This is a genomic window from Hyphococcus aureus, from assembly GCF_042643165.1.
In the GTDB taxonomy this organism is placed as follows: Bacteria; Pseudomonadota; Alphaproteobacteria; order Caulobacterales; family Parvularculaceae; genus Hyphococcus; species Hyphococcus aureus.
The window spans coordinates 2,472,073-2,496,150 of the sequence record NZ_JBHRSH010000001.1 but is presented as its reverse complement, the minus strand read 5'-3'; the positions used below and the strand labels follow the sequence as shown (position 1 = coordinate 2,496,150).

22 protein-coding genes and 1 tRNA gene are annotated in these 24,078 nt (G+C 58.6%); 9 read left to right on the top strand and 14 right to left on the bottom strand.

Features of this window, described 5'->3' with window-relative positions; genetic code table 11:
• The 3 genes from ACFOOP_RS12175 to ACFOOP_RS12165 are packed head-to-tail and all read left to right on the top strand — an operon-like array spanning position 1 to position 4,632.
• Positions 1–3,108 (top strand): efflux RND transporter permease subunit, encoded by a 3,108-nt coding sequence (locus ACFOOP_RS12175; RefSeq protein WP_379881227.1) that lies wholly within the window; start codon positions 1–3, stop codon positions 3,106–3,108.
• On the top strand, positions 3,084–3,401 hold the full coding sequence (locus ACFOOP_RS12170; RefSeq protein WP_379881226.1) for a DUF3240 family protein: 318 nt from the start codon (positions 3,084–3,086) through the stop codon (positions 3,399–3,401). The genes ACFOOP_RS12175 and ACFOOP_RS12170 overlap by 25 nt, the downstream gene beginning before the upstream one ends.
• Entirely contained in the window at positions 3,394–4,632 is a 1,239-nt protein-coding gene (locus ACFOOP_RS12165) for a TolC family protein (protein WP_379881225.1), read from the top strand. The genes ACFOOP_RS12170 and ACFOOP_RS12165 overlap by 8 nt, the downstream gene beginning before the upstream one ends.
• A gap of 41 nt (positions 4,633–4,673) precedes the next feature.
• On the opposite strand, the gene ACFOOP_RS12160 is transcribed toward ACFOOP_RS12165, so the two are convergent.
• Positions 4,674–4,750: transfer RNA gene (locus tag ACFOOP_RS12160), tRNA-Ile, on the bottom strand.
• Positions 4,751–4,952: 202 nt separating this feature from the next.
• Here ACFOOP_RS12160 and ACFOOP_RS12155 point away from each other — a divergent pair.
• Positions 4,953–5,672, top strand: a complete 720-nt coding sequence (locus ACFOOP_RS12155; protein WP_379881224.1) for an SIMPL domain-containing protein — start codon at positions 4,953–4,955, stop codon at positions 5,670–5,672.
• Between the two features lie 47 nt (positions 5,673–5,719).
• Here ACFOOP_RS12155 and ACFOOP_RS12150 read toward each other — a convergent pair whose 3' ends face one another.
• Positions 5,720–7,432, bottom strand: a complete 1,713-nt coding sequence (locus ACFOOP_RS12150; RefSeq protein ID WP_379881223.1) for a M28 family metallopeptidase — start codon at positions 7,430–7,432, stop codon at positions 5,720–5,722.
• A 167-nt stretch (positions 7,433–7,599) separates the two neighbouring features.
• On the opposite strand from ACFOOP_RS12150, the gene ACFOOP_RS12145 reads away from it, so the two are divergent.
• Both ACFOOP_RS12145 and ACFOOP_RS12140 read left to right on the top strand, forming a co-directional pair.
• On the top strand, positions 7,600–8,415 hold the full coding sequence (locus tag ACFOOP_RS12145) for a hypothetical protein (RefSeq protein ID WP_379881222.1): 816 nt from the start codon (positions 7,600–7,602) through the stop codon (positions 8,413–8,415).
• Positions 8,416–8,419: 4 nt separating this feature from the next.
• On the top strand, positions 8,420–8,722 hold the full coding sequence (locus ACFOOP_RS12140) for a DUF4286 family protein (protein WP_379881221.1): 303 nt from the start codon (positions 8,420–8,422) through the stop codon (positions 8,720–8,722).
• Here the strand turns inward: ACFOOP_RS12140 and ACFOOP_RS12135 are convergent.
• The 3 genes from ACFOOP_RS12135 to ACFOOP_RS12125 form a co-directional block, all read right to left on the bottom strand.
• Positions 8,719–9,273: a GNAT family N-acetyltransferase gene (locus ACFOOP_RS12135; protein ID WP_379881220.1), complete on the bottom strand. Its 555-nt coding sequence runs from the start codon at positions 9,271–9,273 to the stop codon at positions 8,719–8,721. The genes ACFOOP_RS12140 and ACFOOP_RS12135 overlap by 4 nt on opposite strands.
• A gap of 9 nt (positions 9,274–9,282) precedes the next feature.
• A complete protein-coding gene (locus tag ACFOOP_RS12130) occupies positions 9,283–10,449 on the bottom strand; it encodes a hypothetical protein (protein WP_379881219.1) in 1,167 nt (388 codons plus the stop codon).
• Positions 10,450–10,545: 96 nt separating this feature from the next.
• On the bottom strand, positions 10,546–10,881 hold the full coding sequence (locus tag ACFOOP_RS12125; protein ID WP_379881218.1) for a YegP family protein: 336 nt from the start codon (positions 10,879–10,881) through the stop codon (positions 10,546–10,548).
• Positions 10,882–11,032: 151 nt separating this feature from the next.
• On the opposite strand from ACFOOP_RS12125, the gene ACFOOP_RS12120 reads away from it, so the two are divergent.
• Positions 11,033–13,384 carry a DUF3553 domain-containing protein gene (locus ACFOOP_RS12120; RefSeq protein ID WP_379881217.1) on the top strand — a complete coding sequence of 784 codons (2,352 nt, stop codon included), beginning with the start codon at positions 11,033–11,035 and terminating at the stop codon, positions 13,382–13,384.
• A gap of 3 nt (positions 13,385–13,387) precedes the next feature.
• On the opposite strand, the gene ACFOOP_RS12115 is transcribed toward ACFOOP_RS12120, so the two are convergent.
• A complete protein-coding gene (locus ACFOOP_RS12115; protein ID WP_379881216.1) occupies positions 13,388–14,260 on the bottom strand; it encodes a glycosyltransferase family 61 protein in 873 nt (290 codons plus the stop codon).
• Positions 14,227–14,481: a hypothetical protein gene (locus ACFOOP_RS12110; RefSeq protein ID WP_379881215.1), complete on the bottom strand. Its 255-nt coding sequence runs from the start codon at positions 14,479–14,481 to the stop codon at positions 14,227–14,229. Before ACFOOP_RS12110 ends, ACFOOP_RS12115 begins: the two co-directional genes overlap by 34 nt.
• A 97-nt stretch (positions 14,482–14,578) precedes the next feature.
• Here ACFOOP_RS12110 and ACFOOP_RS12105 point away from each other — a divergent pair, with 97 nt between their 5' ends.
• Both ACFOOP_RS12105 and ACFOOP_RS12100 read left to right on the top strand, forming a co-directional pair.
• The gene (locus tag ACFOOP_RS12105) at positions 14,579–15,472 is read left to right on the top strand and encodes a 50S ribosomal protein L11 methyltransferase (protein WP_379881214.1); all 894 of its coding nucleotides are present in this window, start codon (positions 14,579–14,581) and stop codon (positions 15,470–15,472) included.
• Between the two features lie 72 nt (positions 15,473–15,544).
• Positions 15,545–17,362, top strand: a complete 1,818-nt coding sequence (locus ACFOOP_RS12100) for an aminopeptidase P family protein (RefSeq protein WP_379881213.1) — start codon at positions 15,545–15,547, stop codon at positions 17,360–17,362.
• Here ACFOOP_RS12100 and ACFOOP_RS12095 read toward each other — a convergent pair.
• The 7 genes from ACFOOP_RS12095 to ACFOOP_RS12065 all read right to left on the bottom strand — a co-directional run bounded on the left by ACFOOP_RS12095 (position 17,359) and on the right by ACFOOP_RS12065 (position 24,029).
• Positions 17,359–18,105 carry a class I SAM-dependent methyltransferase gene (locus ACFOOP_RS12095; protein ID WP_379881212.1) on the bottom strand — a complete coding sequence of 249 codons (747 nt, stop codon included), beginning with the start codon at positions 18,103–18,105 and terminating at the stop codon, positions 17,359–17,361. The genes ACFOOP_RS12100 and ACFOOP_RS12095 overlap by 4 nt on opposite strands.
• A gap of 22 nt (positions 18,106–18,127) precedes the next feature.
• Positions 18,128–18,919, bottom strand: coding sequence for an SDR family oxidoreductase (locus tag ACFOOP_RS12090; protein ID WP_379881211.1), 792 nt, complete (start codon positions 18,917–18,919; stop codon positions 18,128–18,130).
• An 88-nt stretch (positions 18,920–19,007) separates the two neighbouring features.
• The gene (locus ACFOOP_RS12085; RefSeq protein ID WP_379881210.1) at positions 19,008–19,583 is read right to left on the bottom strand and encodes a DUF4167 domain-containing protein; all 576 of its coding nucleotides are present in this window, start codon (positions 19,581–19,583) and stop codon (positions 19,008–19,010) included.
• Positions 19,584–19,885: 302 nt separating this feature from the next.
• Entirely contained in the window at positions 19,886–20,761 is an 876-nt protein-coding gene (prmC, locus tag ACFOOP_RS12080) for a peptide chain release factor N(5)-glutamine methyltransferase (protein ID WP_379881209.1), read from the bottom strand.
• Positions 20,754–21,827 (bottom strand): peptide chain release factor 1, encoded by a 1,074-nt coding sequence (gene prfA / locus ACFOOP_RS12075; protein ID WP_379881208.1) that lies wholly within the window; start codon positions 21,825–21,827, stop codon positions 20,754–20,756. The genes prmC and prfA overlap by 8 nt, the downstream gene beginning before the upstream one ends.
• A gap of 76 nt (positions 21,828–21,903) precedes the next feature.
• A complete protein-coding gene (ispG, locus tag ACFOOP_RS12070) occupies positions 21,904–23,034 on the bottom strand; it encodes a flavodoxin-dependent (E)-4-hydroxy-3-methylbut-2-enyl-diphosphate synthase (RefSeq protein WP_379881207.1) in 1,131 nt (376 codons plus the stop codon).
• Positions 23,035–23,204: 170 nt separating this feature from the next.
• Entirely contained in the window at positions 23,205–24,029 is an 825-nt protein-coding gene (locus tag ACFOOP_RS12065; protein ID WP_379881206.1) for a TonB family protein, read from the bottom strand.
• Positions 24,030–24,078 lie beyond the last annotated feature (49 nt).

Below are 24,078 nucleotides of genomic sequence, written 5' to 3'. Positions count from 1 at the left end.
ATGCTGGACCGGCTGATCGATTTCTCGCTCACGCAGCGCATGTTCATCCTCGGCCTTGCCACGCTTCTCGCGGCGGCAGGGGCCGTTGCGGCGCTGCGGCTGCCCATCGACGCTTTCCCCGAAATTGCGCCGACACAAGTCAAGATCATCATGAAAGCGCCCGGCATGACCCCGGAAGAAGTCGAAACGCGCGTTGTGCGTCCGTTGGAGATGGAGCTTCTCGGCATTCCCCGGCAAAAAGTCATGCGAGCCAAGACGAAATACGCCATCGCCGACATCACCATCGATTTTGAGGACGGCGCCGATGTCTATTGGGCGCGCCAGCAAGTAAGCGAGCGCCTGTCTGCGGTTCTGCCAGACCTGCCTTCAACGGTTTCGGGCGGACTCGCGCCGATCTCCACGGCGCTATCCGAGCTTTTCATGTTCACCATCGAAGGCGGCGATCTTTCACTCGAAGAGCGCCGTTCCCTTCTCGACTGGGTGATCCGCCCGTCGCTTAGAACATTGCCGGGCGTCGCTGATGTAAACTCGCTTGGCGGAAGGGTGCGCACCTTCAACGTGGCGCCGGATGAAGCGGCCATGGCCGCCGCTGGCGTCAGCCTCAACAATCTGCGCAGCGCACTCGAGCAAAACAATCGCAATGACGGCGCAGGCCGGCTTACCGATGGCGAGGAAACGCTGGTGGTGCGCAGTCTCGGCGCCGTCGCCACGGCTGATGACATTGAAACGCTGGTGGTGCGGCGGACCGGGACCGGCGTCGTCCGAGTCGGGGATGTGGCGAACGTCACCAACGAATCGTTGACGCGTTATGGCTCCGTCACCAAGGACGGCGAAGGCGAGGCCGTCGAAGGCATCGTCGTCGCCCTTCGCGGCGCGGACGGCCGCAAGGTGGTCGCGGGCGTCGAAGCCCGCCTTGACGAACTCGCTACGAGCTTTCCTGAAGGCGTTGAGGTCAAGGTTTTCTACAACCGTTCCGATCTAATCGAGAAGGCCGTCAGCACGGTCACCGAAGCGCTTGTCCTCGCCGTCCTCCTGGTGATCGGCCTCCTCCTTCTGTTTCTCAACAATTTCCGGGCGGCGCTTGTCGTGACGCTCATCCTTCCGTTTTCCGCCCTCGCCGCTTTCCTGCTGATGCAGACCGTGGGCATGTCGGCAAACCTCATGAGCCTTGGCGGCCTCGCCATCGCCATCGGCATGATTGTCGATGGCGCCATCGTCGTCACGGAGAACGCCGTCGAACGCTTGAACGAAGGCGGACGCGCCAACAAACTTCACATCATCTATCGAGCAGCCGGAGAGGTCGCAGCGCCGACCGCGGCAGGCACGCTGATTATCTGTCTCGTTTTCATGCCGCTTCTGACGTTGCAGGGACTCGAGGGCAAGCTGTTCGCGCCTGTCGCGCTTACCATCATCTTCGCTCTCGGTTCGGCGCTCATTCTCGCGCTTACGCTCATTCCGGTACTTGCCGCCTTCCTTTTGAAGACGGCGCGCTCAAAAGAAGCGCCGGTGATGCATGTGATCACGCCGACCTATGAGCGCCTTTTGAGCGCCGCCATGCGCCGGTCCTGGCCGGTTTACGCCGCAGCGGGCGCAGCCATCTTTCTTGCAGCCATCAGCTATTTTTCCGTCGGCAAAAACTTCATGCCAACTATGAATGAAGGCGCGGTCGTGATGCAGGCGGCTTCGCTTCCTTCCATCAACCTTGATCAGAGTCAGGCCGACGACATGCGCATCCAGCGCGCGCTTATCGAGCGGGTGCCGGAGGTAAAACATGTCATTGCGCGCATCGGTTCGGACGAACTCGGCCTCGACCCTATGAGCCTTAATGAAAGCGACATGTTCCTCGAACTGGCGCCGCGCTCCGAATGGCGGGGACCGGACACAGAATGGCTCGTCGGTGAAATGCGCGCCGTCATGGAGGATTTCCAAGGCATCGAAACCTCGTTCACACAGCCGATCGAAATGCGCGTTTCGGAAATGCTCACCGGCTCCCGCGGTGACGTTGCAGTGAAGATTTTCGGCCCAGACGGCGCAACCCTCGCAGAGCTTGCCGGTCAAATTGAAACGGCGCTCACCGGCGTGCCGGGCGCGGCGGATGTCTTCACCACGTCAAACGATGTTGCGGAATATCTTCAGATTGACATCGATCCGGAACGCGCCGGACGTTTCGGGCTGGATATTCTATCCGTTCAGGACGAACTGCGCGCGCGCCTTGAAGGCGTGAAAGCCGGCGAAGTGATCGAGCCCGGCCGGCGCACGCCCATCCTGATCCGCGCGGACGCGGATAAGGCCTCTGACGTTTACGGTTTCGAGGACGCCAGACTGGTGACGCCGGACGGAGGCACGGTTTTGCTTTCCGATGTGGCGCGCGTCGTTCGCGCTGGCGGGTTTGCCGCAGTCGATCGTGAAAATGGCTCGCGCTATGCAGTCGTACAAGCCTTTGTGTCGGGCCGCGACCTTGTGAGCTTCGTCGAAGACGCACAGGCCGCCGTCGCCGCCATGGGCCCCCTCCCCGCCGGGTACCGCCTTACCTGGGGCGGCGAGTTCGAAAACCAGCAGCGCGCCGCCGCGCAGCTTTCCGTCATGGTGCCTTTGTCTTTGGCGCTGATCTTCGTCGTTCTGTTTGCTACGCTCCGTTCCTTGCGCCAAGCGTTGCTCATTTTTTTCAATATTCCCTTCGCGCTGGTAGGCGGCATTATCGCGCTCGCAATATCCGGACAATATTTATCCGTACCGGCCTCGGTCGGCTTCATTGCACTGTTAGGCATCGCTGTGTTGAACGGCCTCGTCCTCGTCACGCATTTCAACGATCTGAAAGCGCTCGGCTTCGGCGCGGAATATGTTGTGCGGCAGGGCGCTGTGCGGCGGCTGCGCCCTGTTCTGATGACAGCGCTGACCGCCGCTTTCGGACTTGTTCCCTTGCTCTTCGCCTCAGGACCCGGATCGGAAATCCAGCGCCCCCTCGCGATTGTGGTGATCGGCGGCCTCGTATCCTCCACCGTTCTCACGCTCTTCCTCCTGCCACTGCTTTACCGGCGTTTCGGCACTGAACGCGAAGCCACAACACTTTCCAAGGAGGTCGCATGGGTGCGTCCTTATGCAAGCTGACGATCATTTGCCCGCGGGAAATCGAGGCAGTGCTGGCGGATGCGCTCGACGCCATGGAACCGCGATTGCCCGGCTATACGATGATCGAGGCGCATGGCCGCGGGCCGAAAATGCAGCCCGCCAGCGCCGCCGAACGCGTACGCGGCGCGCTGCGCACGGCGATGTTCATCCTGATCCTGCCGCGCCCGCGCATTGAGGATGTGACGGGGATGATTCGCACCGCCTGCCCGCGGCCGCAGATTTCTTATTGGGTGGAGCCGGTTGAAGATTTTGGACGGCTGACCGATGCGTAGACTGTTCTTATTCGCTGCATACCTATTCGCTTTCGTCAGCGCACCGGCGAACGCCATGCCGCCCGAGCCGTTGATTGCAAAGGCGGTGGATGCTTCCCCTATGGTTATGGCGGCAAAAGCCGATCTTGATCGCGCGCACGCGACAGCAAAGCGATTGCGCGTCGGCGAGTATGAAGTGGTTGTGTCCGGAACCGGCGGGCGACGGACCGTAGATGACCCCGCCTTTGGCGAAAGCGAATATACGGAATGGAACGCCGGGCTCAGCCGGACCGTACGTCTGCCCGCCAAACGCCGTGCGGACAAAGACTTGGCGTCGCTCGAGGTCGAAAAAACCGAAGCCGCCTATGAGAATACGCGCAAAGACGCTCTCCTCGAATTCGTGGCGCTATGGACAGACTGGCGCGCAGCCACAGAGGCCTCGCTGACAGCCCGGCGTCTGGCGAACGATGCACAGCAATTGGCTATCGCAGAAGAGAAAGCGGTGAAACTCGGCGCCAGCCGTCAGATCTATGTTAATCAGCTCAGCGCCGAATCTGCTCTCCTTCTCCTTGAAGCCGACCGCAAAGTGACTGAGGCGGAAAATGCAATGGCGAATCTCGCTGCGGCTTTTCCCGACCTTGTCATCCCGGCGAGCCCTGTCGCGCTCGAGTGGGACGAGGCGCGCATCATTGCGCTGATGGAAGCCGAAGCGCCCGAATCCGCAGCCGTACGCGAAGCGCGTCTTTCACGAGATCAGATGGAAACCAAGGCGAGACGGGCGCGGCTCGATCAATTGGCCGACCCGACTTTCGGCGTTCAGTTCGCCAATGAGTTCGGCGGCAATGAGACAAGCGTTATGGCGACAGTCTCGATTCCGCTCGGCGGTCGCGCGCGCCGCGCCGCCGCGGCGGAAGCGGGCAGTCAGGCTGTCGCCGCCTCAGCAAGATTGAGAGCGTCCGAACTCGATGCTGTACGCCGCTATGAACAGGCTAAGCGCGCGGCCAAAACCGCCTCAAAGAATTTTAACAACGCCGAAGACGCCGTCCGCCAAGCGCGGAGCGCAATGGACCGGCTCAAAAAGGGTTACACTATAGGCGCGGTTGCTCTCGGCGATCTCACAGCGGCGCGCCGCACGCTAACACTCACGGAACAGGCGCTTGTCGAATATCGCATCACGGCGGAACGCGCTTACCTGACGCTTGCGGTGCTGAATGATGGCTTCGCGGAGCCTGCGAACCATGGCCAGTTTTAATTGGAAACGCCAAAGCCAGCCACAATGAGATTATAGCATAGTGGTGGGCCCGGAGGGACTCGAACCCCCAACCTAGCGGTTATGAGCCGCCAGCTCTAACCAATTGAGCTACAGGCCCGGAAGGCGGCGGGCCGCCTGACGGGAGCGCCCTATTATCAGCAATCGAAAGCCGGTGAAAGCCCGCTGGAAAAGCCCTTTTTCAACCGCCTCACCCGAACTTGAAGGCGCTTCGACGCGTTGACATATTGCGGTTAAATCGCCGCCATGTTTTCGCCGCGACAGGCCGCCACAGCGGTTTCACCAAGAAAAGGAGCTTTTTCATGCGTTCAGCCACCCTTCCCGCCGCCGCAGCCGCCATCATGATGGCGGGCTGCGCCGCGCCTGCCGCCAACGCCGCCGATTCCGCCGACGCGCCCCGCACCATCAGCGTCTCCGGCGAAGGCCGCGCCGCCGCGGCGCCGGACATGGCGGTGATCTCTATCGGGGTTCAAAGCGAGGCGCCTACCGCGGCCGCCGCCCTGCGCCAGAATTCCGCAGATATGAGCGCGACGATCAAAAAACTGAAAGATCTCGGCATCGCCGCCAAGGACATTCAGACGTCGGGGCTGTCGGTCAGCCCGCGCTATAATTATGAAAAGAACCGGTCCCAGCCGGAAGTGATCGGCTTTACCGCTTCGAATAGCGTCACGGTGCGCCTGCGCGATCTGTCTGATGCAGGCTCGGTCATCGACCAGGCGGTGCAGTCCGGCGCCAATAATCTGGGCGGCGTTTCTTTTTCGTTTTCCGAACCGAAGCCGCTTTATGATGAGGCGCGCCGCAACGCTGTCGCCGATGCAAAATCAAAAGCCTCACTCCTGACTGACGCCGCTGGCGTTCGCTTGGGTAAGCTTCTCTATATTCAGGAAGGCTACGCCCAGACGCCGCAACCTAAAATGTATTCGGCGCGCATGGAGATGGCGGACTCAGCCGCCAATGTCCCCATGGAAGCGGGTGAGTCAGAAGTAAATGTCACTGTCTCACTTGTTTACGAGATCGAATAGAAATCGCTCCGACAACTGGCAAGAAAACGGCCCCCATGGGGCCGTTTTTATTTTGCGAACAGGTCGCCGAAGAAATCACCTATGTTCCACACCGGTTTTTCTGGCGCATCGGCAATGGCGCGCGCGATGATGTAATTAATCTCCGCGAAGCGCGCGAGGTCGTCATACAAGATCGGTTGAGAGATATCGTCGCTCGGCTTGTGATAGTGGTTCTTGTAGAAGTCCCAGAATTTTTCTTCACCCCCATTGGCGAAACCTGTCCATAAAAAGATCGACGGCACACCCTGTTCTACAAAGCGGTAGTGATCCGAGCGGGTAAAAATGCCAAGCTGAGGGATCGGGTCCGGCGCCAGCGCGATGCCGGTTTCTTTGAGCGCAGCCTTCATAACCGGTCCGATGGAAGAGCGCTCGGCGCCGAATGCGATTACATCCGTAAACGCATGCAACATCACCGGCATATCGAGATTGACATTAGCGACCATCTCGCCCCGCCCGATGGTCGGAAAATGCGCAAAATAATCAGCGCCAAGAAGCCCTTTTTCCTCAGCCGTGACCGCGACGATCATAACACTGCGCTTTGGCGCGCCTTCCTCTATAAAACGCAGCGCCGCCTCAAGCATCGTCGCAACGCCTGTCGCATTGTCCATTGCCCCGTTATTGATCCCGTCCTTGCCCTCATCGACAAGGCGGCCATTGACGCCGATATGATCGAGATGCGCCGTCAGAATCACATATTCGTTTTTCAGCACCGGGTCGGAGCCGGGAATGAGCCCTACAACATTGGGGCTCGATAAATTGCTCCGCTTCATCGCGCCGGTCATGAAAACGCGCACAGCAAGGTCGAACCCGCCCACGGGACCGCCCGCATCATCAGCGGCGGCCCGCGCCGCTTGATAACTGACGGGTGCGCCCTTGAATAAAAGCGCCGCCTGTTGCGGATGAAGTATGGCGGTGGCCTCAATGTTCGCTCCCGACGTATCAACGCGCCCGTCCGGCCATTTCCAACTCATGATTGAATAATTCGGGTTGGCGACCCGGCGCTCCCATGGCGTGCGTTGTTCGTCTTGTGTCGTTGTCAGCATGATCGCGCCAATGGCGCCGCGCGCGGACGCTTCTTTCATTTTCAGACTGTTTGAGTTGAAATGCGCGCGGCTTTCATTGTCGAAAATATCGGGGCTTCCGGAGAAATAAACGACGACTTTTCCTTCGACATCGACATCCGCGAAATCATCATATCCGAATTCCGGCGCATGAACGCCAAAGCCGATGAATACCGCCGGCGCCTGCATGATTGAAAAGGCGTCTGCGGCGAGAGACGGGTAAATAATGAAATCCTTGAGGCTTTCTAATTTGTGAAGCGCACCATCGGGCGATGTCACCGACAGCGAGGCTGCGTCCAGCACCGGCGTTCCGGCGACAAACGGAACCTCCTGCATCCAGCCGCCCTTTGCGCCGGGTTCAAGACCCAATCCCGCCATACGCGCAGCGACATAATCCGCCGCTTCCCGGTAGCCTTGCGTTCCGGTTTCCCGCCCTTCGCGCGCATCATCCGCGAGCCAGGCGACATCGGCGCGGATGCGCGCAGCTGCGTCACCCTCCCCCTGCGTCTCGCTTGCCGCCAGCGCAGGCTCTGCCGGAAAAGGCGGCGCATCGACCGTGACGCAAGCGCCAAGCGCAAAAAGATAAAGGCAGATGACCAAACGGGACAAATCAGCGCCCATGAAAACTCCATTTTTCAGCGCCGCGATTAGGGCCGTCACGATTGCGCCGGTCAAGCCGCGCACCGCATTCGGGTATGCGAATCGCTCATCAAAAACCCAATTCGCAACTCTAATGATGTGATTTTACAATGCTTTTTCATGCCGACGCAAAGTGTTGGAACCACCGGCCCTAGCGCGGTATTATTAGCGCAGGGGAGTATTCCGTGATGAACAGATTTTTGCTTGCTACCTATCTCATAATGGCGCCCTTGATGGGCGCTGGCTCAGCCGCCGCGCAGGGCGGCTATGTTCACGAAAACGGCATCGGTCCCGATCCTGACGGAGACACCAATCCAGCCACCGTCACCAGGCCAATTCAAAAACAGGAAAGAGCGGCCGGCGATCTCGACGGCCCCTATCGCGTCATTGATTTCGAAGTTCCGCCGGGGCGGCATGGCGAAATCATCCGCGAAGACTATGCGAAGAAATACGGTGTGCATTTCGGCAAGGGCGTGACGCGCCAGATCTGCGAAGGTCAGCGCCGTTTTTATTATGACTCGATCTGCACCTATGAAGCAGCGCCAAGCGGGACATATGCGGCGGGATATTACGACTACCTCAATGCGCCCTTGACCATTGAATTCGATCAGCCGGTTTGCGTCGCCACCCTCGCGATTTATCCAACCGGCGGCCAACAGGACGAACCTTTCCGCGTGTTGATCAAGGGATGGGACGAAAACGGCTTCGCCCTGCCCGACGCCGAAGCTGAATTCGAGTGGAACAAAAACACGGTGCGCTGGAAAAATATGGCCGGCGCCTATTACATTGGCGGCAGGGCGAAAAAAATCGAAGTCAGTATGAAGAGCGGCAGCCCGTCTCAGGCAAGGGACATTCTGCGCTTTCTCATCGATGATGTCGCTTTTGTACAGGAGGGCTGCGACGAGGTGCTGGCTGATTTCGCCGAACAGGAAGCGCCGAGCCTCATCGTAGAGTCCGATGAAGACCTGCCTGAAGATGGCCTCCTCATCATCGAGGGTTCATAAATCTTTGTCGCAGGAAAATCAGATCCTTTATGAAGTCATCGCTGACATCGAACCTGCGGCGCGCGGTGACTATCTTGACTGGCTAACGCCACATATGGCGCAGATGCTGACTTATGACGGATTTCTCTCCGGCGAAATAGTCGTCAGCGCCGAAGACGAATGCGAAATCACCAGCGTCTATCGTCTCCGCGACATGGCGGCTATGGACGCCTATCTCGCCGGTCCCGCAAAGGACATGCGCGCAGACGGCGTCAAACGGTTCGGCGGCAAGCTAGTCGCGCGTCGCCGCATTTTGAAAGCGCTTTAAAGCGCCTTGCGCATCAAAATGACTGTATTGACGGACCCATTCGCGGCGATTTGAGTTTCGCGGCTGATTTCTTCATAGCCGCGCGCGCGATAAAGCGGCTCACCGGGAAGCGTTGAGCCAAGCTCAATCGTTTTGAACCCGGCCTCGCGGGCGGCGTTTTCTCCAAGCTCAATCAACAACGTGCCGATGCCGTTACGCGTCCAGTCGGGATGGGTGTACATGGCGCGAATACGCGCCGCGTCCGTCGAAGGGTCGGCGTAGCTGTCATCACGCCCTTTGGTGTGGTTCCCGCCATAAAGCGTCCGGCGCTTGCCCCAGCCTCCGCATCCCGCCAGGACAGTCTCACCATCTTTCTCTGTCTCTATGACAAAATAGGTGCCGTCTTCGATCAGCGTCGTGTCGAGGCCCATGGTCTCCTGCGCCGCAGTGACCTCTTCCGGCGTCAGAAAATCTTTCATGTTTTCAGCGATGGACGCTTTCATCACGGCGATGATCGCATCCGTGTCGGCTGCTGTCGCGATGCGATGAGAGAAGTTAACTTTGGCGCGCATGATGTTGAACTAGTTGATGTTACTCTCGTCGTTTACGACCTCACCTTCGGCGGTCCGGTAAACTCGCCTGACCTCCTCATTCCTCGAGTTGAAATGATGATCGATCGAAGCATAGCCTCTTGTGGGGTGATCGAGCAATTTCCCTTGCTCATCCACATATTCGGTCCTCGTCCGGACAACGCCGTCCTCTCGCCAATAAAACCGCTGGCCGGCATAGCCTCTTTCCGGTGGAATCCAGACATTCCCGCTCGCATCCACAAAGTCATAGCCAAGCCTGTTGCCAGCTTCGTTATATAGCCGGCGAAATCCCATGTGCCCCGAAAGACCCAGGGACGCCTCACCGCGTTCATCGAGATAAACGGCTCTTTGAAGATAACCGTTCTCATCATAATCGTAGTCTATTCCAGCGACATGAGCGGCGCCGCCTCGGCGGGGTCCCTCGGAATCCACTGCTCGCCATGATCGCCGGACACCGGCGCCGTCCCTCTTTATCGCAACGCTGTAATCATCATCTGCGATAGCGAGACGCGTTAAAAAACCGGATCCATCGCGTACAATGACGGCCTCTGAAAAGGTAAACTCGGCGCCGCTTTTGATCGGGTCTCCATTTTCATCATAACGCGTTTCGACACCTTCGCGGTCATTGTCCCAAACCCAGCCGACCTCTGCGTACCCGAATGCCGAGGACGAAATTTCTCCATTCGCATTATTTAGTCGCGCCGATATCGGGCGTTCTCTGTCATCATATTCAATTTCCACCGAGAAGATTTCGCCGAAAACATTTTTTCGCTGATCGAGATGATCAAAGAAATGAAGAAAGGCCTTGTTCGCTTCTCGCTCGATTTTCAAATGCGATGTGGGCGTTAGCCGGTTTGACGAAAAATTTTCGTCAATTGGCTTTGGGACGCCGCCATGAAAATACTGCGCATCAATGATCGCGCCGCACCCGTCCACTTCTATGCGGAAATGAGCGATTTTTTGGGCATGCGTTTTGCTCACCTCACCGACACCGACGATTGGCTCAGCCCAGGAGTTCACCTCCGCCAGCCGTCTAAAGTAAGAAACCTTTCCGAGATCCTCGCCGCAACGATCAGACGCCAGAGCGCCCGTCGCCGTAACCAAAACTCCCGTGGCGGCCAGCACCGAGGATTTTATCCAAACGCGCGAAAGGGTCATGGCGAAAAATCCTTTATAAGTGTGGACGGTGACAGACACTTTATAAAATTAACGCCGCTCTTTGAGCGGCGTTAAAGAATTTTATCAGACGCCCAGTTATGCCGTCTGGTCGTCAACCGCAGCGTCAGGCGCGTTCTTCATCACCGACTCAATGCCGTTGTCACAGCCCGAGGCGCTGTCATACATCTGGGATTGTCCGATAACCTGGTGGTTGGCCGCTTTGAGAACAAAATAAGGTTTGCCGCTGGTGGAATCCTTCACTTCGAAGCGCGCCTTGTCGGCTGCGTTCTTCTTGACGGAGGCGATGCCGTTTTCAGCGCCGGATTTATCCTTGTAGCCTTCGCTGGCGAGGATGTTCTCTCCATTGCCCGCTTTGAGGCGGAAGCGGAATTCACCCGCCTTGTCCTTATAAAGCTCAAATTTTCCTGCCATTAGCCAAAACTCCTATCTGGGCGCCGAATATGCGATCCGGACCTATTCTCCCCTGTCCCCAGTGTCGCGATTCCCGGATTTATTGCAATTCCGCCAAGCCTCTATATCTCTTAATGTTCCAGAATCGTTCTCCTTTCGGTACATAGAGTTCATGGCCCCTTCAACCGACCGCAAACCCAGCATTTCCGAGCGCGCGCTCGCCGCAGCGCAGGCCCGGCCCCCTTCCGGGCCGGCCGCCGGCGACAGTGAAAATGCGCCCTATCTTGAGGGCCTTAATGACGAACAGCGCGCGGCGGTGCTGGCGGTTGAGGGCCCGGTCCTGATGCTTGCGGGCGCCGGCACGGGCAAGACGCGGGCGCTGACGACGCGCCTGGCGCATCTCCTCCATACCGGCCGTGCGCAGCCCTGGCAGATTCTCGCCGTCACCTTCACCAACAAGGCGGCCCGCGAGATGAAGGAGCGGATCGCCAAGCTGGTCGGCGGCGACGTCGAGGGCATGAAATGGCTCGGCACGTTCCACTCCATCGGCGCGCAGATTTTACGCCGCCATGCAGAGCTTGTCGGTCTCAAATCCAATTTCACCATTCTTGACGCCGACGACCAGGCGCGACTCGCCAAACAGGTCATTGAAGCGGCCAATCTGGATGTAAAACGCTGGACCGGGCGCGGCCTCGCTTTTGTCATCGACGGTTGGAAAAATCGCGGACTGACGCCGGACAAGGTTCCCGAAAACGAAGCCTGGCATTTCGCCGACGGACGCGGGATCGCCTTGTACAAAGCCTATCAGTCACGGCTGACGACGCTGAACGCCGCCGATTTCGGCGATCTTCTGGTGCATAATCTGACGATCTTCCAGAACCATGCCGACATCCTAGACGAATATCAGCGCCGCTTCCGCTACATGCTGGTGGACGAATACCAGGACACCAATGTCGCGCAATATCTGTGGCTGCGCCTGCTTGCGCAAAAATATAAAAACATCTGCTGTGTCGGCGACGACGATCAGTCGATCTATGGCTGGCGCGGCGCCGAAGTCGAAAACATCCTGCGCTTTGAAAAGGATTTCCCGGGCGCAACGGTGATCCGGCTCGAACGCAATTACCGGTCGACGCCGTCGATCCTTGGCGCCGCATCAGGTCTCATCGCCGCCAACTCCGAACGCCTCGGCAAGACCCTATGGACCGACCTTGAAGAAGGTGAAAAAGTAAAAGTCCGCGGCGTCTGGGACGGTGAGGAAGAAGCCCGTCTCATCGGCGACGATATCGAGTCAGAGCAACTGAAAGGCCGCTCCCTTTCCCAAATGGCGGTGCTGGTGCGCGCCTCGTTCCAGATGCGCGCCTTTGAAGAACGCTTCAACACGCTTGGCCTCGCCTACAAGGTTGTCGGCGGCCCGCGTTTTTACGAGCGCGAAGAAAACCGCGACGCTCTCGCCTATCTGCGCCTCATCCGCTCTCCCGATGACGATCTTGCCTTCGATCGCATCGTCAACAAACCCAAACGCGGGCTTGGCGACAAGGCGCTGCAAACCCTGCACAAGATCGCACGCGCCAATGACATGCCGCTTATGGCGGCGTCCCGTCTGGCGCTTGAAAGCAATGAACTCGCCGCCGCCGCCCGTCGGTCTCTCCTCAATTTCGTCGACACCATTGACCGCTGGTCCCGCGACGCCAAGGACATGCCGCCCGCCGACCTCGCCGAACTGATGCTGGAAGAATCCGGCTATATTGAAATGTGGAAGAACTCGAAAAATCCGCAGGCGCCAGGAAAACTCGACAACCTCAAGGAGCTTATTCAGGCGGTCTCCGAATTCGAGACGCTGAACGCCTATCTCGATCATGTGGCGCTAGTGTCCGAGCTGAGCGAAAGCTCCGCTGACGGACAAATCTGGCTGATGACGCTTCACGCGGCGAAGGGCCTTGAATTTCCCGTTGTCTTCCTGCCCGGCTGGGAAGAGGAAATTTTCCCGTCAAAAAGATCGCTGGACGAAAAAGGCAACGCCGCCCTCGAAGAAGAACGCCGCCTCGCCTATGTGGGCGTGACTCGCGCCGAAGAAAGCTGCCGCATCTCCTTCGCCGCAAACCGCCAGATATACGGGCGCTGGCAGGCGGCGATCCCTTCCCGTTTTATCGATGAATTGCCGGAAGAACATGTGGAAGTGATGTCCGAACCGGGGCTTTACGGCAACGCCGCCTCCTCCCTCGCCAGCCATTCTTCCTTCGAAGGCATGAAGCTGAAAGAAAACGATTATTACGACAATCCCGGGTGGAAACGCGCGCGCGCAGCGTCCTCGCGCCCGGCGGCGCAAGCGCCGTTGATTGAGGGCCGCGGAGCAACCGTGTCGGTATCCGCGCCGGGAAAATCAAAGTTCAAAAAAGGCCAGCGCGTCTTCCACCAGAAATTCGGCTATGGAAAAATCGCTTCGATTGAGGGACAAAAACTGACCGTCAATTTCGAGCATTCGGGCCCGAAAAAAGTCATCGACAGTTTTGTAGAAGCGGCGTGACTGTTACACGCCAAAGAGATCGATTGTGCGTCTCAGGCGCTCATAATCCACAGTGAAGCCTTCTTCAGCTGGATCGCCTACCATAAAGCCATAGCGTAAGCCCAAGAGATCGGTCCAGCGCTTGTTCACCGTGCAAAACCGGTCCGGCGCGCTGATCGCAAGAAGCCCTGCGCCCTTTGGCAACGTGAATATCGAATGCACCTGATGGCTCCCTTCGGCGGCCACCACCAGCGCCGCGCCGTGAAGCGCAGTTGCGATTTCGATAACATTCATCTTTGACGGATCGACAATAGAAAACCCATCCGCTTCGAGACGCGCCGCAATGTCCGCTTCATTGCCGAAGCGCCGCACACCTTTGTCAGCGATGCCCCGCTTGATGAAAACGCGCCGCCCTGTCTCTACCGGCGCTCCAAGCTTTTCCATCGCCCTCGCGCGCAAACGCTCCAGCCTTGCGCCCTTATGGGTGGTAAAATCCTCATCATCGAACAGGACAAGTTTTTTGCAGCGGACATTTTCCGCCTGACGCCAGGGCACGTCCAAAAAGTCGATATAACCGCCAATATGCGTTTCACGAAATTGCGCCGCATGCCATGCGGGCGGACTGGGTGAGAATGGCGTTCCATACTCTTCCGCCAGCAGCGACAAGGGCGCGTCGTCTTTTAGCCAGTGCCCGAAATACATCAGCCCTAAATAAGATCCGGCGAGAGCGCCTTCATCGATAGTTTCAACCGGATGCTCCTTCGAGCGCGGTGCATTATTCTCATAGGGCAGAATGCGTTTCTCGGCGCCAGCGGCGATGATCGATCCCTGATAGAGGATCGCGTCTTTATACTCATATCCCGTCACCGCCAGGCGGTCGAAAGCGCCGCCTTGCATCCGCCGACGCTCCACCTCCGGCGTCGTCCATTGTTCCACCTCGCGGATGCGGTCGAACTCCCCTCCAGGACAATCGATGGCGGCGTTTCGATGGTTTCCGGCGGCGCCACAGTCCAGGTTTTTTGCGCCTGGTCGAACAGATTTCTAGCGCCCGAAAAACGGCGTTGCACACGAAAGCGCGCATAATCCGCCATCAGCGCCGCTCTGTTAAGATCCACCATAGAGGAACCCCTCGCCCCGGTTGCGCATGACCTGCTTTGCGAGTAGGCCAATAAGCATTAATCACCGCTTTTCACAATAAGCACGGAAACGTTCACCATGTTCAAAACGACCTGGAAAGGAAACCGGGCCGAAATGGAGGCCGCCTCGCTGTTCTTCACTGAGGCTGACGAGACCATGGAGACCGCTGTGTCGCTGCGCCGTCTCGACAAGCCCGTTGAAGAAGGCGATGACGGCGTCTGGGCGCTTGAGACGTATGCGGAGGAAGCGCCTGACATTCCGGCGCTGCGCGAAAAGCTCTCCGCGTTCGATGACATGCTTGCTGCGATCGAACATGTGGAGACTGAAGAGCTGCCGGATATCGACTGGGTCGCGCATTCTCTCGAAGGGCTGGGCGTCGTGCGTTGCGGCCGGTTCGTGCTTTACGGCGTTCACGACGCGGATAAGCTGCCCGATGATGAAGGCGACATCGCTATCCGCATCGACGCCAACATGGCCTTCGGCACCGGCCATCACCCAACAACCGCCGGATGCCTGACGCTGCTTGATCGCTTTGCGGGTTTTGCGCCGAAAAAGGTGCTTGATCTCGGATGCGGCTCGGCGGTTCTCGCTATCGCAGCCGCGAAAATCTGGAAACGCCAAATTCTCGCAACTGACATCGACGCCGACTCAGTCGCGATAGCTGCAGAGAATGTAGAACTGAATGACACTGACGATTACGTTATTACGCTCACAGCGGACGGTTTTAATCACAAAACCATTGCGGAGGCGGCGCCATTCGATTTCGTATTCGCGAACATTCTCGCCGGACCGCTCGCCGAACTCGCGCCTGGAATGACCGACCACGTCGCCAAAAACGGCCGGGTGATGCTGGCGGGCCTGATGTCGGAACAGGAAGCAGGAGTTGTTTCCGCTTATGAAGCGCAAGGGTTTCGCCTGATCAACCGCCTTGACCAGCCAACCTGGCCGGTGCTGCTATTCGTAAAATTGTAGTCACGGCCGCCCTTGTGGGCGGCGTAGCGAAGCGCGATAGTCACAGCCATCGCCACAGCTTTGGACAGACTTATGTTTCAGACCTTTGAACCTGTTTCCGACCGTTCCTTCGCAGGAAAACATCTGCCGCTGTTGCGTGCGGAAATGACGAAACAAAATCTCGATGGGTTTCTCATTCCTCATGACGACGAATACCAGAACGAATATATCCCCGCTTACGCCGAAAGACTGATGTGGGCGACAGGGTTTTCAGGCTCTGCCGGCGCCGCTCTTATCTTGCAGGATAAAGCCATCATGTTCACGGACGGGCGCTACACGGTGCAGGTGCGCCAACAGGCGGATAGCGCCTTTTTCGACTATGTGGATTTAATGGAAACGCCGCCGGACGCCTGGCTCTCTGAGCATGGCGCCAACGGCGCGCGCATCGGCTATGATCCAATGCTGCATACACTGGCGGGTGTCCAGAAACTCAAAGCGGCGGCGGAAAAAGCGGGCTTCGAACTCGTCGCCGTCATGCAAAATCCTGTGGACGCCGCATGGTCGGACCAGCCGGCGGCGCCGCTGACTCCGGTGAAACCACACGACCTTCAATTCGCCGGCAAGTCATCCGAAGAAAAGCGCAAGGAAATTGCGGCCGCTGTCGCCAAAGCCGGCGCCGACACCGCGCTCATCACCGCGCCGCCGTCAATCGCCTGGCTTTTCAATGTGCGCGGACAGGACGTCTCTCGCTCCCCTCTGCCGCTGGGGCGCGCCCTCATCAACAAGGACGGCACGGCGACGTTCTTTGTGGCGCCGGAAAAAACTGGCAATGATTTGTCGGGTTTCCTTGGCGACGATGTGGATATTCGCGCAGAAAGCGACGTCGCCTCTGCGCTTGAAAAACTCGGCAAGTCAGGCGCAAAAGTCGCTGTCGATCCGGCGCTCGCGCCATCGAAATATGTAGATGATCTCAAAGCCAATGGCGCGGTCGTCATTAACCTGACCGACCCTTGCGCGCTTCCGCGCGCGGCGAAAAATGAAACCGAAATCGCTGGCGCGCGAACTGCGCATATTCGCGACGGCGCCGCGATCACGGTGTTTCTGCACTGGCTCGACACTGACGCTCAATCCGGTGCGATTGACGAAATCACCGCGGCGCAAAAACTCGAATCCATTCGCGCGCAATCGGACATGCTGCGCGATCTGAGTTTCGACACCATTTCCGGCGCGGGCCCAAACAGCGCCCTTCCCCATTACCGGGTCTCGACCGAGTCGAATATCAAACTCGACCGTGGAACGCTGTATCTCGTCGATTCAGGCGGACAATATCCTGACGGCACGACTGACATCACCCGCACAGTGCCGATTGGCGAAGCAAGCGATGAAATGCGCGATCGTTTCACGCGCGTTCTTAAGGGCCATATCGCGCTGGCGACGATGAAATTTCCGGCGGGAACCACCGGCCACCAGCTCGACATGGTTGCGCGCAAACCCTTGTGGGACGCCGGTCTCGACTATGATCACGGCACTGGTCATGGCGTCGGCTCTTTCCTTGGCGTTCATGAAGGCCCGCAACGCATCGCCAAGGCGCCGAACACACAAGCGCTGAAACCGGGCATGATCCTTTCAAACGAACCCGGCTATTATAAAGAAGGCGCGTTCGGCATCCGGATTGAGAACCTCATCGTCGTTACACCGCCCAAACCCGTCACCGGCGGTGAGCGCGAGATGATGGAGTTCGAGACCATCACACTGGCGCCAATCAATCTCGATCTCGTCAAAATCGCGTTGCTGACCGAGCATGAGCGCCAATGGCTCAATGAGTATCACGCGCGGGTTAGAGATACGCTGTCATCGCTGCTTCCGCCCGCGATCAGGGACTGGTTCGAAAAGGCGACGCGCGCAATCTAGGCTTTCACGCCAAGCGCTCCGATGATCGGTACAATAAACGTCACCGTCTCACCGAAACGGGTAAGCGTGTCTTTTACAGACTGAAAATAATCCTCGCCGCCATGGTCGCGGGCGTAATCGCGCGCGAACGAAAACGTCGAGATGAGCCCCGCCGCCGCCGCTGAGGGCAATTGATGGCGCAGAGTCTGGCGGTAAGGAAGGACCGAAGCGAAGACACCGCTCTCCTTCAACGCCGCCTCATAGTCATAACAGTCCACAAGGCGCCGGTCGCGATAGGGCCGCCACTTGTCAAATTCATCGGTGAAGTAATCGCTGGCGTCACCGGCGACCTGAAACGCGTCCGGGGCGAAAGGAAAAAAGGCGCCGCCGGTTTTGAGCCAGCACGCAGCGTTCTTGCAAACAAGCGCCTGGTTCATCCAGTGAAACGCCGTGGCGCTGATCACCGCATCAAGGCTCGCCTCGGCAAACTCCGCCGTCTCCGCCGCTTTGAGCTCGATTTTCACATTCGCCGGAAGCCGTGCCTCTTCCACGAGCCGTCCGTCAGGTTCGATGGCAGTCACATTGCTGAACAGTCCGGCGAGGTTCCGCGTCGCCTGTCCCGACCCCGCGCCAAGATCAACGGCGAACAAACGACCGCTCGTCACATGCGCCAGGAGAAAATCGAAAATTTCCTGTGGATAGTCGGGACGAAACGCAGTGTAGCGCGCCGCCGCTTCGCCAAAATTCCTTGAAGGGTCCGCCATGACAGAAATTATGGCTTGTCCGTCATAACTCGCCAAGGGAGATCATGGCGCCGCCGTCAATGATCATCGCCTGTCCTGTCATCCAGCGCGCAGCCGGTGACGCCAGAAACACCGCAGCGCCGGCGATATCATCAGGCTCTCCGAAACGGCGCAAAGGCAAACGCTCCGTCATGACTTTTTCAATCTTCGGATCTTTCCAGAGCGCTTCGGCGAACTGGGTTTTCACAACGCCCGGACAGATGCAGTTAACCCGGACATTATCCGGACCCACCTCCACCGCAAGATTGCGCGCGAGCTGAAGATCGGCCGCCTTGGAAATACTATATGCGCCCAGAGAAGCCGATCCGATAAAACCGCCAATCGATGAAATGATAATGATCGATCCGTCTTTTTTCGCCCGCATATCCGGCAGCACCATTTGCGACAACCAGTGCGGGGATTTGACATTGCAATCGATCACCTTGTCGAACTGTTCGTCGGTCATCTCCGACGCAGGCCCGAAATATGGATTGACCGCGGCGTTGGCGACGAGAATATCGACCGCGCCGACTTTGGCCTTGGTCTCGTCCACAAGGCGCTGCAACTCTTCCTTGTGAGTGATGTTGCAGGGGATCGCGAAGGCGGCCTCGCGGCCTTCCAGCATATTGATAGACCTGACGACCGCCTCACAACCGTCGATCTTGCGGCTTGAAACGACAACATTGGCGCCGTATTGCGCCAGGCGCCGTGCAATCGCTTCGCCGATCCCGCGCGAGGCGCCGGTCACGATCGCTGTCTTGCCCGTGAGATCTAATAACGAATCAGGTTCTGCCATGCGTCTCTCTCCTCTTTTTGTGAGCAGAGACTACGAATTCGCAGTGAGTCGCAACATGGGCGCATGCAGTAATTTAAACTGCAGCGTCCTATTCCGCCGCAGCCGCAGCAGGCGTCTCGGCTGAACCGTCTTCATCTTTTTTCGTGGTGCGCCGTGGAGCCCGGCGCCGGCGAGGCTTCTTTTCTTCTTCCGCAGCCGCTTTCGGCTCATCAGCCTCAGCGGCGGGAGCCGATTGCTCGTCGCTGTCTTCGGCGTCGCCAGCCCCCGACTCGGTGGAGGCCTCGTTCGGAGGATTGTCATTACGGCGAGGAGCGCGCTGCGGCCGCGCCTCACGCGCCTCACGTTGGGCCTCGCGCTGCGGTTGCTCCTGATCGTTGTCATCAACGCCTGGCTGTTCGCCATCAACATCCGAAGACTGCGAATTAGGCTGCTGCGCCGGCTGCATGGAACGAATCAGACGGAAATAGTGCTCTGCGTGCTGAAGGTAGCTTTCGGCCTTGACGCGGTCGCCAGCAGAAGACGCGTCGCGCGCCAGCGCCTGATATTTATCATAGATCTGATTGGCTGTGCCGCGAATGCGAACATCCGGGCCATTGGAGTCGAGTGCCCGGTTTGGATTTGATCCGCCACCGGGACGGCGGCGTTGGTTACGGCCACGCTTCATATGAGTACCTTTAACAATTCCCCTTCCGAAAAGCGGGGGCTTCCCGTCTTTTCGCGATGAAAACAGTCTTTCCAGCTAACGGCGGAGAATCGGGCCCGCCCGTTTCTTCATGCGATTGTCTTGTTCCTGGCGCAGCAAGGCTGCGGGGTCAGCGCCGACTGTTTCCGGGCAAAGCAATCCCCAACGGATCACGCCAAAACCGGACGATGGTCGGATGCAAGACCGGGCCGCCGAAGATTCAAGCAAGTCGAAGGCGTTGAACCCCTGTCTTGAGAACCATGATAGTGTGTGTCCCGCGCATTTCAATCCCCTTTTTCTCCCTTTCTGAGGTCGAATCCAGCGCCCCGGGGCCGTCCAGCGAGATCATAAAGGGTAAATATTGCATTTTCAGGCGCCAGATCCTGCAGCATGGCCGCAAGAGTCTCAGTCTGGGTCGACCCGCATTCCATGAGAACGAGGCCGCCCCGAGCGAGAAAGGGAGACAATCGCCCAATGATGGCGCGATAGGCGTCGAACCCGTCCGCTCCGGCGAATAGCGCGCCATGGGGTTCATAGGCCGCAACATCTGGGGAAAGGCCCGGCGCCTCGGTCTCGGCGATATAGGGCGGATTGGCGACAATGAGATCGAAGACGCCTGTCAGCGGCGCCAGCCAGTCACCGGCCGCGAAAGACGCCCTCTCCACAAATCCCAGCGCCGCCGCATTTGTTTTTGCAATCTTCAGCGCCGCTTCTGACCGGTCGACGCCGATTCCCTGTGCATTAGGAAATTCCGACAAAAGCGCACAGAGAAGACAGCCCGACCCCGTTCCGAGATCGGCGATCCTTAAAGGTTCATCGCGGCGCCGCCGCTTGATGGCCGCCTCAACGAGCGCGCCGCTGTCATCGCGCGGGATCAGAACATCCGGGGTCACCTTGAAGGACAGGCTCCAGAATTCCTTTTCGCCGGTGATATAGGCGACAGGCTCCGACCTGGCGCGGCGCTCCAGAAGCGATTGGAAAAGCGCCGCCTCCGCCGCGCTCAAGATGTCATTGGCGCGGGCGATCAGCGCGCTATCATCCGCACACAAAGCATGCTTCAATAAAATGCGCGCATCGAGCTGAGGAGTTTCGCTATTGGCGAGAAACGCTACGCCCTGGCGGAGCGCCTCGCCAATCGTAACTGCTTTATTGTCAGGCATCTTCCTGCATCGCGGAAAGACGGTCGGCGCGGTCCTGCGTAATCAGCGCTTCGATAACCGGATCGAGACCGTCGCCGCGAATGATCTCATCGAGATTGTGCAGCGTCAGTCCAATGCGATGGTCCGTCACGCGGCTTTGCGGATAATTATAGGTGCGGATGCGTTCAGACCGGTCGCCTGTGCCCACCATGCCTTTGCGCGCCGACGCGCGTTCGGCGTCCACACGCGCACGCTCGGCGTCATAGAGCCGCGCACGCAACACCTTCATGGCTTTGGCGCGGTTCTTGTGCTGGGATTTTTCATCCTGCTGGATCACGACGACGCCAGTCGGCACATGGGTGATCCGCACCGCGGAGTCAGTCGTGTTCACCGACTGGCCACCGGGACCAGAGGCGCGAAACACATCGATGCGCAGATCAGCGTCATTGATCTCAATATCAACGTCTTCGGGTTCGGGCAGCACCGCAACGGTCGCCGCCGAGGTGTGAACACGTCCTTGCGTTTCAGTCTCCGGGACGCGCTGCACGCGATGCACGCCGCTTTCGAATTTCATCTTGGCGAAGACGCCGTCGCCGGAAATGTTCGCCTGAATTTCCTTGTAGCCGTTCTTGTCTGACTCAGAGGCGGACAGCACCTCCATCTTCCAGCCCTGAAGCTGGGCGTAACGCTGATACATGCGGAAGAGATCGCCGGCGAAAATCGCCGCTTCATCGCCGCCGGTCCCGGCGCGCACTTCAAGAATAACCGATGAGTCATCCGCCTTGTCTTTCGGCAACAGCATGATCTGTAGGTCGTGCTCGATCTCCGGCGCTTTTTCCTTCAGTTCCTGCAATTCGTCATAGGCCATTTCGGCCATGTCCTTGTCGTCGCCTTCGGACAGCTCTTTCAGCTCCGCCATCTGCTTGCGCACGGAGATGAGCTCGCGGGATTTCTCAACGACATTTTTGAGTTCACCATGCTCTTTTGACAGGCGCACGATCTCTTCGGCGCCGGACGCGGTCGACATGGCTTTTTCGATTTTCTCGAATTTCGCGACCAGCGCGTCGAGTTTTTCCTGGGGGATCACGAAAGGATTTCCATTCTATAAGATAAGAAAACCGCGCGCGAAGCCTTCCTCGCGCGCGGTCCAAAATGTTGCATCGCTACTCTGCGGCGACGGACTGTTTGGCTTCTTCAGCCTGAATTTCTGCGGCTTTCTTTTCGACAAGTTCGACGAGATGATCGACAATTTCGCTGTTGTCGATGCGGTGATCGACTTCGCCGTCAAGATAGATCATGCCGTGTTCTTTACCGGCGCCGCCGCCTGTAAAGCCAATATCAGTTTCGCGCGCTTCGCCCGGCCCGTTGACGACGCAGCCGATGACCGACAGCGTCATTGGCGTCGTGATATGCGCGAGCCGCTTTTCAAGTTGCTCCACCGTATCAATCACCTGGAAGCCCTGACGTGCGCAGGACGGACAGGAAATCACATTGACGCCGCGATGGCGCAGATTAAGCGATTTCAAAATATCGAAGCCGGCCTTGATCTCTTCCACCGGGTCGGCGGAAAGCGACACGCGGATCGTGTCGCCAATGCCCGCCCATAAAAGATTGCCCATGCCGATGGCGGATTTCACCGAACCGATGCGCAACCCGCCGGCCTCAGTGACGCCGAGATGCAGCGGGCAATCGATGGCTTCCGCGAGAGCGTGATAGGCGGCGACCGTCAGAAAGACGTCAGAGGCTTTCACTGAAATCTTGAATTCGTGAAAGTCATTGTCCTGAAGAATTTTTGCATGGTCGAGCGCGCTTTCCACCATCGCTTCAGGACACGGCTCGCCATATTTTTCGAGCAGGTCTTTTTCGAGCGACCCGCCATTGACGCCGATGCGCATGGAGCAGCCATGGTCCTTGGCTGCCTTGATGACTTCGCGCACGCGCTCTTCCGAACCGATATTGCCCGGATTGATCCGCAGGCAAGCCGCGCCCGCTTCCGCAGCCTCGATCCCGCGCTTGTAGTGAAAATGGATATCCGCAACGATCGGCACCGGGACATTGGCGCAGATTTCCTTCAGCGCCTTCGTCGATTCCACATCAGGGCAGGAAACACGCACAATGTCAGCGCCCGCCTCCGCGATCTCATTGACCTGACGGATCGTCGCCTGCGCGTCCGAGGTCAGGGTGTTGGTCATGGACTGGACAGCAATGGGCGCATCGCCGCCGACAGGCACATTGCCCACCATAATCTGGCGGCATTTGCGGCGTTCAATATCACGCCAGGGACGTAACGACATGGGACCTGCCTTGGCCTGTACGGGGCCTTGAAATACGCTGGAAATTCACCGCCAAGATTGCGCGCCCGGCGGCGAAGTCAAGCCCCGCTCATGCAGCCATAGCCTGTCTCCGGCTCAAAGGCGCGCAAAATGGCGGCCTCGCCGGTTCGAAAGCTTACTGAGTGCGCGTTTTACGGACGCTCAAAACGGAAAACATGGATCTGATCATAGGCGGGTTTGGGCGTCCCATCGACCTTTTGCGGCTCAAAGCGCCAGCGGCGCAAGGCGTTGAGCGACGCCTCATCGAAACAGCTATTGGTGGAGCCCGCCACCCGTTCTCCGGAAATCCGGCCCGCGGCCGTGACGGTGAAGGAAACTGTAACCGTCTCCGCCGCCTGCGCCCCGGAGGCGCAGCTATAGGGATAAACCGGCTCGATACGCTCGATGACACGCGCCTCAACCAGATCCCCGGCGACCGGCGGCGGCGCTGGCGTCTCAATCACCGGCGCCACGGTCGCCGCTTCCGGCGCCTCCCCGATCGGCGTCACTTTGCTGGTCAGGGTGATCTGCCACGCGCTCCAGATGATGAAGGCGATAATCGCGACAAACACCGGAAGCGACATGTCGCGTCCTTGCGTTTCCGCGGCTTCTTCCCCGGCGCGAAACTTTTCTGTCTCAATTTTCTGGGGCGCGTCGTAGCCGGCGTCGAATTTGAACTGCTCAACAACCGCGCGGGCGTCGAGTTCGAGAAATTCCGCATAGGTGCGCACAAACCCCAGCGCATAGGGGCGCGCGGGAAGCCCGCTCGCATTCACCGCTTCAATCGCCGTCAGATGAGATTCGCGGATATGGGTCCGGGCGGCGGCTTCGCGCAGATCAACGCCCCGGCTTTCGCGAACAGCGGCCAACCGCGCGCCGACATTTTCGAACTCGCCAGCATCGGCCGCAAGCCGCGCCCGCGCATCCGCCATATCGACAATTTCCGCTGATCCGTTTGCTGTCGCTCCGCTGGCCATCTTTGCGTCCTGCGCCCTTTTTCGCACTCGCCTTCGAATCCCGGCTTTT

What these genes read in the sequence shown, in the direction of transcription:
- ACFOOP_RS12175 (WP_379881227.1), top strand. Translation starts at nt 1, where the DNA reads ATGCTGGACCGGCTGATCGATTTCTCGCTCACGCAGCGCATGTTCATC.
- ACFOOP_RS12170 (WP_379881226.1), top strand. Translation starts at nt 3,084, where the DNA reads ATGGGTGCGTCCTTATGCAAGCTGACGATCATTTGCCCGCGGGAAATC.
- ACFOOP_RS12165 (WP_379881225.1), top strand. Translation starts at nt 3,394, where the DNA reads ATGCGTAGACTGTTCTTATTCGCTGCATACCTATTCGCTTTCGTCAGC.
- ACFOOP_RS12155 (WP_379881224.1), top strand. Translation starts at nt 4,953, where the DNA reads ATGCGTTCAGCCACCCTTCCCGCCGCCGCAGCCGCCATCATGATGGCG.
- ACFOOP_RS12145 (WP_379881222.1), top strand. Translation starts at nt 7,600, where the DNA reads ATGAACAGATTTTTGCTTGCTACCTATCTCATAATGGCGCCCTTGATG.
- ACFOOP_RS12135 (WP_379881220.1), bottom strand. Translation starts at nt 9,273, where the DNA reads ATGCGCGCCAAAGTTAACTTCTCTCATCGCATCGCGACAGCAGCCGAC.
- ACFOOP_RS12130 (WP_379881219.1), bottom strand. Translation starts at nt 10,449, where the DNA reads ATGACCCTTTCGCGCGTTTGGATAAAATCCTCGGTGCTGGCCGCCACG.
- ACFOOP_RS12125 (WP_379881218.1), bottom strand. Translation starts at nt 10,881, where the DNA reads ATGGCAGGAAAATTTGAGCTTTATAAGGACAAGGCGGGTGAATTCCGC.
- ACFOOP_RS12120 (WP_379881217.1), top strand. Translation starts at nt 11,033, where the DNA reads ATGGCCCCTTCAACCGACCGCAAACCCAGCATTTCCGAGCGCGCGCTC.
- ACFOOP_RS12115 (WP_379881216.1), bottom strand. Translation starts at nt 14,260, where the DNA reads ATGCAAGGCGGCGCTTTCGACCGCCTGGCGGTGACGGGATATGAGTAT.
- ACFOOP_RS12110 (WP_379881215.1), bottom strand. Translation starts at nt 14,481, where the DNA reads ATGGTGGATCTTAACAGAGCGGCGCTGATGGCGGATTATGCGCGCTTT.
- ACFOOP_RS12105 (WP_379881214.1), top strand. Translation starts at nt 14,579, where the DNA reads ATGTTCAAAACGACCTGGAAAGGAAACCGGGCCGAAATGGAGGCCGCC.
- ACFOOP_RS12100 (WP_379881213.1), top strand. Translation starts at nt 15,545, where the DNA reads ATGTTTCAGACCTTTGAACCTGTTTCCGACCGTTCCTTCGCAGGAAAA.
- ACFOOP_RS12095 (WP_379881212.1), bottom strand. Translation starts at nt 18,105, where the DNA reads ATGGCGGACCCTTCAAGGAATTTTGGCGAAGCGGCGGCGCGCTACACT.
- ACFOOP_RS12090 (WP_379881211.1), bottom strand. Translation starts at nt 18,919, where the DNA reads ATGGCAGAACCTGATTCGTTATTAGATCTCACGGGCAAGACAGCGATC.
- ACFOOP_RS12085 (WP_379881210.1), bottom strand. Translation starts at nt 19,583, where the DNA reads ATGAAGCGTGGCCGTAACCAACGCCGCCGTCCCGGTGGCGGATCAAAT.
- prmC (WP_379881209.1), bottom strand. Translation starts at nt 20,761, where the DNA reads ATGCCTGACAATAAAGCAGTTACGATTGGCGAGGCGCTCCGCCAGGGC.
- ispG (WP_379881207.1), bottom strand. Translation starts at nt 23,034, where the DNA reads ATGTCGTTACGTCCCTGGCGTGATATTGAACGCCGCAAATGCCGCCAG.
- ACFOOP_RS12065 (WP_379881206.1), bottom strand. Translation starts at nt 24,029, where the DNA reads ATGGCCAGCGGAGCGACAGCAAACGGATCAGCGGAAATTGTCGATATG.